9 protein-coding genes and 1 pseudogene are annotated in these 10420 nt (G+C 62.7%); 5 read left to right on the forward strand and 5 right to left on the reverse strand.

Features of this window, described 5'->3' with window-relative positions; genetic code table 11:
- Nucleotides 1–193 precede the first annotated feature (193 nt).
- The 4 genes from ACFYRY_RS42710 (at nt 194) to ACFYRY_RS42725 (ending at nt 4856) form a co-directional block, all read left to right on the forward strand.
- A complete protein-coding gene (locus ACFYRY_RS42710) occupies nt 194–3040 on the forward strand; it encodes a WD40 repeat domain-containing protein (protein WP_389158855.1) in 2847 nt (948 codons plus the stop codon).
- A 203-nt stretch (nt 3041–3243) separates the two neighbouring features.
- Nucleotides 3244–3876, forward strand: coding sequence for a serine peptidase (locus ACFYRY_RS42715; RefSeq protein WP_389158858.1), 633 nt, complete (start codon nt 3244–3246; stop codon nt 3874–3876).
- A 111-nt stretch (nt 3877–3987) separates the two neighbouring features.
- Nucleotides 3988–4437, forward strand: a complete 450-nt coding sequence (locus ACFYRY_RS42720) for a DUF6093 family protein (protein ID WP_389158861.1) — start codon at nt 3988–3990, stop codon at nt 4435–4437.
- The gene (locus ACFYRY_RS42725; RefSeq protein WP_389158864.1) at nt 4434–4856 is read left to right on the forward strand and encodes a DUF6093 family protein; all 423 of its coding nucleotides are present in this window, start codon (nt 4434–4436) and stop codon (nt 4854–4856) included. Before ACFYRY_RS42720 ends, ACFYRY_RS42725 begins: the two co-directional genes overlap by 4 nt.
- 86 nt (nt 4857–4942) lie before the next feature.
- Here the strand turns inward: ACFYRY_RS42725 and ACFYRY_RS42730 are convergent.
- The 3 genes and pseudogenes from ACFYRY_RS42730 to ACFYRY_RS42740 form a co-directional block, all read right to left on the reverse strand.
- Nucleotides 4943–5478 (reverse strand): annotated as a pseudogene (locus tag ACFYRY_RS42730) (IS5 family transposase); the annotation flags it as partial.
- A gap of 361 nt (nt 5479–5839) precedes the next feature.
- A complete protein-coding gene (locus ACFYRY_RS42735) occupies nt 5840–7180 on the reverse strand; it encodes a PQQ-binding-like beta-propeller repeat protein (protein ID WP_389158867.1) in 1341 nt (446 codons plus the stop codon).
- Nucleotides 7181–7187: 7 nt separating this feature from the next.
- On the reverse strand, nt 7188–7538 hold the full coding sequence (locus ACFYRY_RS42740; RefSeq protein WP_389158870.1) for a hypothetical protein: 351 nt from the start codon (nt 7536–7538) through the stop codon (nt 7188–7190).
- A gap of 340 nt (nt 7539–7878) precedes the next feature.
- Between ACFYRY_RS42740 and ACFYRY_RS42745 the strand changes: the two genes are divergently transcribed.
- A protein-coding gene (locus ACFYRY_RS42745) for an IS5 family transposase (RefSeq protein WP_389158873.1) occupies nt 7879–8687 on the forward strand; the annotation gives its coding sequence in 2 pieces (ribosomal slippage) (nt 7879–8211 and nt 8214–8687; 807 coding nt in all).
- 19 nt (nt 8688–8706) lie between these two features.
- Here the strand turns inward: ACFYRY_RS42745 and ACFYRY_RS42750 are convergent.
- Nucleotides 8707–9108 carry a hypothetical protein gene (locus tag ACFYRY_RS42750; RefSeq protein ID WP_389158876.1) on the reverse strand — a complete coding sequence of 134 codons (402 nt, stop codon included), beginning with the start codon at nt 9106–9108 and terminating at the stop codon, nt 8707–8709.
- Complete coding sequence (locus ACFYRY_RS42755) at nt 9105–9782, reverse strand: hypothetical protein (RefSeq protein ID WP_389158879.1); 678 nt, start codon at nt 9780–9782, stop codon at nt 9105–9107. The genes ACFYRY_RS42750 and ACFYRY_RS42755 overlap by 4 nt, the downstream gene beginning before the upstream one ends.
- Nucleotides 9783–10420 lie beyond the last annotated feature (638 nt).

Consider the following 10420-nt stretch of genomic DNA (forward strand, 5'->3'; position numbering starts at 1 on the left):
GCAGCCCCATCGCCTACGAGACAGCACTCGACACAACATCAACTACCCTGGCCGAAGCCGCATAGCCCGTGTCCAAGATTCCGGGTCAAGGCCCGATGCCCTTGATGAAGCACTTGACCCAGGCAATCTCACGGACGGCTTGCTCCTGCCTCTGACTGAAGCAAGTCGCTCCGACGGCCGCCCTGTGTGCCGGTTGCTGCTCGGCATGCGCCCGTGGGACAGGTTCCACCAGCTCCACGAACTCGCCCGGCACGGCGGGCTGCTGGTCGACCTCGATGAGGCCGACCCAAAGTTGGAGCAAGACTTGGTCGACTACTTGGATGATGTTCTCACTCATGTCGACGGCTACCACACGGGGCCGGCCCGCCGCCTCCGTGAAACTGTGGCCCACGCTGCTGCCGCCCGCCTAGCGCACACCCCACAACAGGGAGAAAAGTGGGGGGAGTTCCTGGTGGCGTCGGTTTTCACCAGCTACCTAGCCTCCACGGTGGTGCCCCCAGACATCCCCTCCGCTACCCGCCTCGGTGACAGTGTGCCAGTCACCCTGCCCGACGTCTTCGAACTGGACCTCGCCTCCCGACCTACTCCGGAAACCGCCCGCGCCCTTCTGGTCGCCATCGCCCACGCCAAGGGAAACGGCATCCCAGCCGAACTCGCCTACCCCCTCGCGCACGCCTTCCATCCCACCAGCGATCAAGACAGTTTCCCCCAGATCCTCAACGAGTCCATGTTCTATCTGCGCACCCACGTAGACATCGATGGCACTACCCTCTATCGACCCTTCCATCAAGGGCTCGCCGACCACCTCCGCGCCCATCCCCACCGTGCTCCTGCAAGCGACACCGCTGGCGAGCCGTCAGGCGGCGCCTTCTCCGCCGCAAGACTGGTCCTTGCTGCCCTGCTGGCCTCACACACCAACGCTAGGCATCTCATCTGGGCAAACGCCAGCCCCTACCTGCTCCGCCATGCCATCGAGCACGCCCTTGATGCAGACTCAGCCAGCAGGCTGATCAGCGATCCTGAGTTTCTCGTCTATGCCGAACCGCAAAGTCTTCGCGCGGCGCTGTCAGCAGCAGAGTCGGGCGAGGCAATTTTGGCGGCCGCCGTCTACCGGACATCTCTAAAACACCACCGTGAGGCCCACCCCGAAACCCGCCGCAGCTTCCTCGCCTTGGATGCGTCCCGCTTCGGCGCCAAGCGCCTTCAGCAGGAACTAACCGAGCCGCTCGTGGCGGGCAGTTGGCGGCCACGATGGGCAACCGGTGGCACGCTCAACTCCTTGCTCATCGAGACTCTGACAGGCCATGGCGGCACGGTGCTTGCGGTGGCGTGCACGGTCTTGGATGGGCAGCAGGTTGCGGTCACAGGCAGCGCCGACGACACGGTGCGGATCTGGGACCTCACTTCTGGTCAGCAGCTCGGCCAGCCTCTGCTCGGTCATGAGGATTCGGTCTTCGCGGTGGCGTGCACCGTCTTGGACGGTCGTCCAATCGCCATCACAGGCAGCGCCGACCACACGCTGCGAATCTGGGACCTCACTTCTGGTCAGCAGCTCGGCCAGCCTCTGCTCGGTCATGAGGATTCGGTCTTCGCGGTGGCGTGCACCGTCTTGGACGGTCGTCCAATCGCCATCACAGGCAGCGCCGACCACACGCTGCGAATCTGGGATCTGGCTACTCGCAAGCCCATCGGGCGGCCCCTTACGGGGCACACTCTCCCTGTGACGGCGGTGGCGTGCACCGTCTTGGACGGCCGCGCGATTGCCGTCAGCGGTAGCCGCGACAGCACAGTGATGATCTGGGATCTGGATGCTCGCGAGCCCATCGGGCGGCCCCTTACGGGGCACACTCTCCCTGTGACGGCGGTGGCGTGCACCGTCTTGGACGGCCGCGCGATTGCCGTCAGCGGCAGCCGCGACTACGAGGTGCGATTGTGGGATCTCGCAATGTGCGAGCCCCTGGGAGAGCCCCTGGTGGGTCACGCTGCTCCGGTATGTGCCGTGGCTTGCAGCCGTGATCTCATGACACGTAACTGGGATATGCCTGTCGCTGTCACTGCCAGCTCCGACGGTTCGGTGCAGGTCTGGGACCTGTCCAACGGTTCATCCGTCGGCAAGCCGTTGTCTAGTGGCGCAGACAGGAGATGCGTTGTGGCGTGCACTGTCGTGGACGGCCGACCAGTAGCCATCACTGGAAACGATTACGGCACGGTAGGGATCTGGGACCTCACTTCCGGTCCGACTGTCGGCGAACCAATGGTGGGTCATAGCACCTCGGTATGGGGGGCGGTTTGTACCGTAGCGGAGGGCCGCCCAGTCGCAGTCACAAGCACGGACGGAATGGCGCTGGTCTGGGACCTAGAGACGGGCGCACCTATCGACGATCTCACCGAGGGCCTCACAGAGTTGAGCAACCGCGTTGCCGACGCTGTCACGGGAAGGCCATTCGTCAGTAGTGACAGCTACAACGCGAGACTGCGGGGCTTGAGTACGAGCCAACCTATCGCTCACTTGCCTGCTCTGTTTCCCCTTCTCAGTCAGCGTGACATGGCGTGCACGGTCCTGACGGACGGTCGTTCCGTGGCTGTGAGCGGCAGTAACGACCATGCCGTGCGGGTTTGGGACCTGGGCAGCGGTGAATGCATTGGGCATTTGACGGGCCACACTGATGCGGTGAACGCCATTGCGTGCACGGTCCTGGCGGACGGTCGTTCCGTGGCTGTGAGCGGCAGTAACGACCATGCCGTGCGGGTTTGGGACCTGGGCACGGGTGAATGCATTGGGCATTTGACGGGCCACACTGATGCGGTGAACGCCATTGCGTGCACGGTCCTGGCGGACGGTCGCTCTGTGGCTGTGAGCGGCAGTAACGACCATGCCGTGCGGGTTTGGGACCTAGCTGGTGCAACCTGTGAGGTCATTCCAGTAACGCATCCAGTCACTGCAGTAGCGGTGGACCCAAACGGTGTTCTGGTGATCGGTATTGGTACGGAAATCGTCGTGATGGAACGGAAGCGGCACCATACAGGGGGCGGACAATGAGGATGGTCGGAATTCACGGCGTGGGTAACTACCGGCCTGGCCAGGAGCCTGATACAGCGGCCGAAGCCTTGGCGGCGGTTTGGCGGAAAGCCCTGTCGAGTACCGCTGCTCCGTCATGGGGCCAGACTCATAGGGAAGACGAGTTTTCGGTTGCCTATTATGCGGACTTGCTTCGCCGGCCCGGCAGCCAAGGCCAAGAGGACTTGGAGTCTCTCGACGACTATGAAATCAGGCTTGTTACAGACTGGCTGGAAGAGTGCGGCCTGCCAGACGCGACAGCAGCCGGACGTGCCACAGCTCCTCTGCGCCAGGCTGTGGCCTGGCTGGCCAAGACCCGCGGTCTCGGTCGGCCAGCTACGGAATGGTTCGTTGCCCTCTTCTTCCGCGAAGTGGCCAGATATTTGCACACACCCGCGCGCGGGCAGGTCCGCGAGCGAGTGGCTGAGATATTGGCTGCAAATCATCCGCAGGTCGTAATCGCCCACTCACTCGGCTCCATCGTCGCCTACGAGACTCTCTGGGAGCACCCCGAGCTGCACGTGGACTTGTTGGTGACGCTCGGCTCGCCACTGGCCCTGCCGCACGCGGTCTTCCCTCGACTGCAACCCACACCTATGGAGCAGCGGGGCCAACGGCCTCCCGGTGTAAGTCGGTGGGTGAACCTGGCCGACCCCGGTGACCTCGTAGCAATTCCCCCCAATGGCATCGAGCGTTCATTCAACGACGTCGACCAGGACCAACCCAAGTCGCAGCCAATCCACGTCTTCGACTTTCACAAGGTCGTCAACTACCTCGCTACTCCACAACTGCGCGGAATTCTAGAGGAGTACGCATAGCGGAATTGCCCGTCTGGGTCCCGGCGATCAGGTAGGCGATTGCAAGCGGTGCGGACGCACCGATGTCGTTGCTGATCTTGCCTGTCGGCTGGCGCAGGTACGCTCAAAGATATGAGCCTACCTACCGACGGGCTGACTCTGAGGGCCGTCAGCGACCTGATCGAACGCAAGATCCTCACCGATACGGTACGAATCAGCAGAGACGGCGAGCCGGTCTTCAACCCGGATACGGGTCAATACGAGCCCAGCCCACCCGTCACCATCTACGAAGGACACGGCGGGATCTTCCCGAACGGTGATCCAGGGATCGTCCTGCACCTGGAAGGCCAGGCGTACGTCGACGACTCCACGTCGAAGTACAAGCTGATCACGCCCCTGGCCGCCCCCGTGGCTTCGCGCGAAGACACGGTGAGTGTCGTCAACGCTGCCGATCCCGCAGCGATCGGCCGTACGTGGCGCGTCCTCGACGTCGGGCAGACCTCCACTCTGGCCGTGGTCCGGACGACGTTCCTGGACCAGAACACGCAATCCAGCACCAGCACTTCTGGTGGCGCCTCGTGAGTACGCCGATCGACACGGAGGCGGAGCGGGAGAAGCTGGAGTCAACGCTGCTGGTGGACACGGTACGGATCACCCGCCCAACGGGAACGCCTCAACTCGACCCTTCGACGGGGCTCCTGGGGCCGGTGCCGGCGGAAGCGGTCTACGAGGGGCGGGGAGCTGTCCTGTCCGGCCATGGCCAGGTGACCGCGCAGCACGTGCTCGGGCGGGAGTGGCTGGACGACACGGTCAGCTGGTACCGGCTCCTCACGCCGATTTCGGCGCCGGTTCCCGTGCGGTACGACCGTGTCGAGGTTGTGGCCGCAGCGGGCGAGCACGCGGCGACCGCGAATCGGGTGTGGCAGGTTCTCGATCCGTCGGAAGTCTCCACGGTCGAGATCGTTCGGGTGACCCGCCTCGACGAGATCACCCCTCCGTGAGGGACTGGCGCGGGGTTTGTCAGGGGTTACCCGTAAGCTCAGATAGATGCCAACGCACCAGCATTCAAAACCTACCCTGCCCGAGAGTACCGTCCGCGGTAGGGGTCGTGTTGCGTTTGGTGGCCCTCGACCATGGGCTTCAGCCCTTCGCTGTCGTGGACGTTGCCAGCCGAGACGCCGACGAGAAGGGGCAGTCCGTTCGCGTCCGACAGGACGTGCATCTTGGAACCCGGCTTGCCCCGGTCCACGGGGCTCGGGCCTGTGTGTTCGCCCCCTTTTCAGCCCGGACGTGGGCGGTGTCCAGGACGACGCGGGTGACGTCGATGAGGCCGGCATCGTCGAGGCGGTGCAGCACGGCTTCGTGCAGCCGTCCCCAGACACCGGCTCTCGACCAGATCAGGAACCGGCGGTGAGCGGTCGACTTCGATATCCCGAAGCAAGGCGGCAGTTGGCGCCAGGCGCAACCGCTGACCAGCACGTAGACGATCGCCGCGAACAGCGTCTCATCAGGCGTGTCCTGTGTCCCGCCGCCCTGCCGACGCACCCGTGACGGAGGGATCAGCGGCTTCGCGATCTCCCACAGCCCGTCCGGAACAACCCAACTCCACGTACCCCGCCCCATGAACAGACCAACGACCGCCTCACCACGTAGGACACGGTCTAAGTACCAAAGAGCCTCGCTCGTGCTGCCCCGGCCCTGACTCGCTATGAAGTGACGACGAGTAACCCTCGAGCCAGCTGAGGGGAAGACCCTCGCTCAGGTGGGGGCCTTCGGTATTTACTACTGAGCTTCGGGCGAGCTCGTACACGCGAGATGACGGCCCCAAACCGTTCCAGAGGCCCCCAAGAAGTGCTCGCGACGTCCGAGGCCGCGAGTGCTCAGGTAGCAGCGTGACGGCGTTCGGTTGCAGGCCGAGTTTTCGGGACCCGAACGACAACTCTGCCCAGCACTGACCGCCCCTGCGGGTGCCAAGCCAATATCTCTAACGAATGCGGTCGATGAAATCAATTGCCGTTGGCGGACCACTGTACGAAATTGAAACGACTTGACCGCGAGATGTGTAAGTCCAACGAGTCGCACCATTCCATGGATCGATGGTTGTTACGTCGTTACCGTTTTGTGGTATTGCTGCAGCGCCATCTGCCAGAGCCGGGGCACGACCAGTGCTCCACACGGGCAAGTCCCAAGCGAGCTTTCCATTATCGGGGTGAACGGCAGACACTCGTTCCCCTAGAATGTATAGAAGATTGGTAATTTTTCCGTGATGGATGTAAAGAGAGCTTCCGCTGAAGACTTTCTGCGTCCATCTTTTTGCGCCTGTTTCTTCAGTAATGGACATTAGCTTTCCATTGGTCAAGAGATATACGAAACTGTCGTCGCATTTTAGATCCGTGGTTTCTGGGCTCATGAAGCGCCATACGAGCCTTCCAGTATTCGCGTTAATTGCCTGCACCTCAGTTTCGCTTATAAAGAAAAGCGTAGGTGTTGACGTGGAGGCATCCTTGAACTCTAGATCTGCGACATTGAGGCTCCATCCGCGTTTTCCTGTCTGTGAGTCAATTATTTGGAAGGTGGTCTCGGTCTTGAGGTACAGGTTGCCTGCGGCATAGATCAGCTCGCCTTCCTGTCCGGGTGATCGCCAGATCGTGGAACCGGTGGTGGCATTTAGTGCGATTATTTCTCTCTCAGTGTTCAAATACAGAATCTCTGAGTCGCCAAATACGCAATGGGTACCCTCGACACGCCATTCTTCCTCCCCGGTTTCCTTGTCGAGGCCGCAAAGGTACCCGTACGCATCGACAACTAGAATTTCCCCTACAGTCCCGACGGGATTTCCGGTGCATGCACCGTTCGTCTTGCTCCAAATCGCGTCACCGTTCGATGCATTCAGTACGTGCAGTCCGGTCGAACTTCTCCCAGAAGTCCCTGCATAGATGCGCGAGGCGCCCTTTCCGATGAGCGAAATATCCGTCGTTCCCCTTTGGTGAAAGCTCCAAAGCTCCTTACCGGTACGGAGGTCTAGTGCGCTTAGGTATCCTGCGTCATCGGTCAGGTAAAAACGGCCGCCCTCTTCAACTGGTGAGACAGGTTGCGGAATCCTCCTCGGGTCGTTTCGATTCCTTTCGTTTGGTTTCCAGGGTTCGGTTAAGAATGCCACGGAAACTGCCACTGTAACGAGCACTGCGAGAGCAATCGCAATGAGTCCAGGGCTGAATATATTGACCATCTTTCCGTGGTCGCCGACGATAATCTGGACGCTGCCTCGGATCTCCGTATCATGTACGGAGTTCGTGTGGTTTTTGGTCCTCGCCTTGCCCTGCATCTGTGGTTCACCCAAAGCGGTTTTGCTGCCTGCCGTGGTCTCCGTTAATGATAGCGGCAGGCCCGTGGAAGTGATTGTTGCTCAGGTTGTTCGCGAGTTCTCCATCCGCACTCGGAGGCGTGACGCTGGGGTCGGTGCGGCCTGGGGCGGTAGTGTTGCTGCTGGTGTTGCCGTTACCCGGGAGCAAAGCCAGCAGGATGGAGATCGCTAAACCCAGCGACCCCACGAAGAACCCAAGAATGCTGGCCAGCTTATCCGCCTGCTCTAGGCCGATGTAGGCGAAGTACGAGCCGAGGCCGAGCAAAGTGAGGCTAAACGTGATGCCGCCCCAAAGGATCCACCGTCGATGTGCGTTCATGATTCCATAATGGGCCAACAAGGGTGGTGTGTCTTTATCTAGCGATAAAAGATCTTGAGAGTTCCGTGAACAAATGTTCGGTTAGGTCGATGTGAAGCCAGTGGTGCCCGGCACCGGTGGCCGCCATTGCCCTTGGGGGCACGCCTCTGCGGTGCCAGATGGCCGCTGTCGACGATGACTGAGGTTCTGGCTTTGACGCGATCGACCGACAGCGACCGAGTTGGGCCCCGCGTTGCGGTCGAGTCGTCGCGGCGGCGTCCAAACCGGCTAAGTGACACGATCTTGTTGAGGTGCCCTGGTCGGGCGTGACCGGTCAGACGATTCGGCCGTTCGTGATGGTGTGAGTACTCGGCCGTGGATCGTGGACGACGACTTGTGGGCGCTGATCGAGCCGTTACTGCCGCCCTGGCCCGAGCGGTCGCCAGGGCCACGGCCGGTGGCAGACCGGCTCTGCCTGCAGGGCGTCCTCTACGTCCTCTACAACGACATAGCCTGGCAACTGCTGCCGCTGGAGCTGGGCTTCGGCTCCGGACAGACCTGCTGGCGCCGCCTGGAACGGTGGCAGCAAGCCGGCGTCTTCGACCAACTGCACCGAATCCTGCTCGCCGAGTTGAACGCAGCCGGCGAACTCGACTGGTCACGGGCGTGCGTGGATGGCTCTCACATCCGCGCGAAAAAGGGGGTGCCGACACCGGTCCGTCGCCGGTCGACCGGCGCAAGACGGGCAGCAAGCACCATTTGATCTGCGACGGACGCGGCACCCCGCTCACGGTCATAACCACCGCGGCCAACGTCAACGACGTCACCCAGACCCTCGCCCTGGTCGACGGCATCCCACCGGTAGCCGGTCGCCCCGGCCGTCCCCGCCGACGTCCCGAGGCGTTGCTCGGCGACAAGGGCTACGACTCCAACCCCATCCGCGAAGAGCTCCGCAGGCGCCGGATCCTGCCCGTCATCTCCCGCAAGGGCGCCCCGAACATCAAAGGCCTGGGCAAGCTCCGCTATGTCGTCGAGCAGACCTTCGCCCTGCTCAACCACTTCAAACGACTCGCCGTCCGATGGGAACGCCGCACCGAACTCCACGACGCCTTCGTCTCCCTGGCCTGCAGCCTCATCTGCTGGAGGCGACTGAAGAAGCACCGATCATGACCGTGTCACGAGCCGTTGGCTACAACTCACACCATTCACCCAGAGGGCCGGCCACCCGCGTCTGGCTGAAGTCGTGCACCAGGTCCCACGCCCGATCGGTATCCAAAATAAAGTCGCCCGTGAACGCGGCGAGGTCGTCCATGATCGGGACTTCGACCTCGGCACCCGAGGGCACAGTGCCGTCTCCTACGAGCAGAGACATCCGCTCGGTGTCACTCATCAGATGAACGACCGCGTGATCACCTCTGAAAGCCAGGATCAGCACCGGGAACTTCCTGTTCGGCGACCGAACCTCGACGTACCCCTGCCCGCGGGAACGCAGGTCGTTGAAGCGATCTGACAGATCCTTCACCTCTGAACGTCTCTCAACCGGATGGAACAGTCCTGATTCCGGCGACGTCGCCGCCCACACCACGCTCATCCAGCCCCTCTTCCCCGCACAAGCCATCGCCCACGACCCAGGGCCACGCTCCCACGCTCCACCACGACACGGCTACTGGGACTGGGGCGCATGATCGTGTTACGAGCTCTTAGGCCAAGGAAGGCCCGTACAGCCGCGTTGTCGCCCGTTGCGTCGGCAAGCCGGGCGGCAGCTTCGAAGGCACGGGACTGGATACGGTCGATTTCCTCTTGGGCGTCGTCGATGGGGTATCCGGCGTCGCTGAGCATCTGGACGCCGGTCTCGACGGAGATCACGCCGGCGCTCACGCCCTTGACTACTTCGTCGAGGACGGCGGCTCGGTCGGTCGGGGTGTGCGGTCCCCACATCAGCCGTGCGGGCAACGACTCCCCCGCGGGCCAGCCTTCGGCCTGTCCGGCTTGGTGCAGACGCTGCGCCATGCGCAGAAGGATGACGTACTTGTGGTCGCGGGCCAGGCGCATGGCGGCGACAAGCGAGTCAAGCGGGCCGAGTGCGAGTTGTAGCGCGTAACCGGACGGCAGCGCGGTCGGGTCGAGGGTGCCGAGACCGGCGGCGGTAAGGCGGCTGTTCGCGGCGATGCGGTCGAGGATGTGGTCGACGCGGGCGCGCAGTTCAGCTAGCTGCGCCGCCGTGTTGAGGACATCCATGCGGCCGTTGTCGTTGAGCTGCCACACCGTCCCAGCCCGGACCTTGATCGGAAGCGGTTGGCCGGTGGCGCGGTCAATCGGCAGTCGGGCCCCGGCCAGACCGATGATCGGTGACCGGTGGTGGCCGAAACGCCGGAGCTGTCGGTGTCCGTGGCAGACAGTTCGTCGAGGGCCTGGAGGACGATGGCCACGGTGGGTTTACCCCAGTGCTCTCCGCTGGCGGGGATGCTGTTCGTGATGTGGACGACGGTATGAAGTCCGCCATCAGGTCGAGCCTGTCGAGGACTTCGCCGTCCGAGCGGACCCGGTACCGGGCTTTGTGCATCGGAAGGTCATACAGCAGGTCGGCGTGCTTAAGGTCGTCCAGGTCCCATTCCGCGTCGGTCAGGTAGCACGTCCACGGAGAGGGCCGGTTGGGCGCCCACGGGTAGGTGCGGGTGATGAGTCCTGTGTCGGCGTTGCGCGCGTCGCCCGTGACCAGGATCGGATCGCCGCTGTCGGTGTACAGGTACTCGCGAGCAGGGCTGCCATCCTTTGCTGCGCCGCGATGGCTGGCCGGACTGATCGGGCCTAGTGCCGCATCAAGCTTCGTTCGCCCTGTCGTGATGTGTCGCCCAGTTGCTGCGTCGGGAAGTCCCAGAGGGCCAGAATGATCACGTGGCTGA

The sequence above is a fragment of the Streptomyces sp. NPDC005263 genome (assembly GCF_042872365.1).
GTDB lineage: Bacteria > Actinomycetota > Actinomycetes > Streptomycetales > Streptomycetaceae > Streptomyces.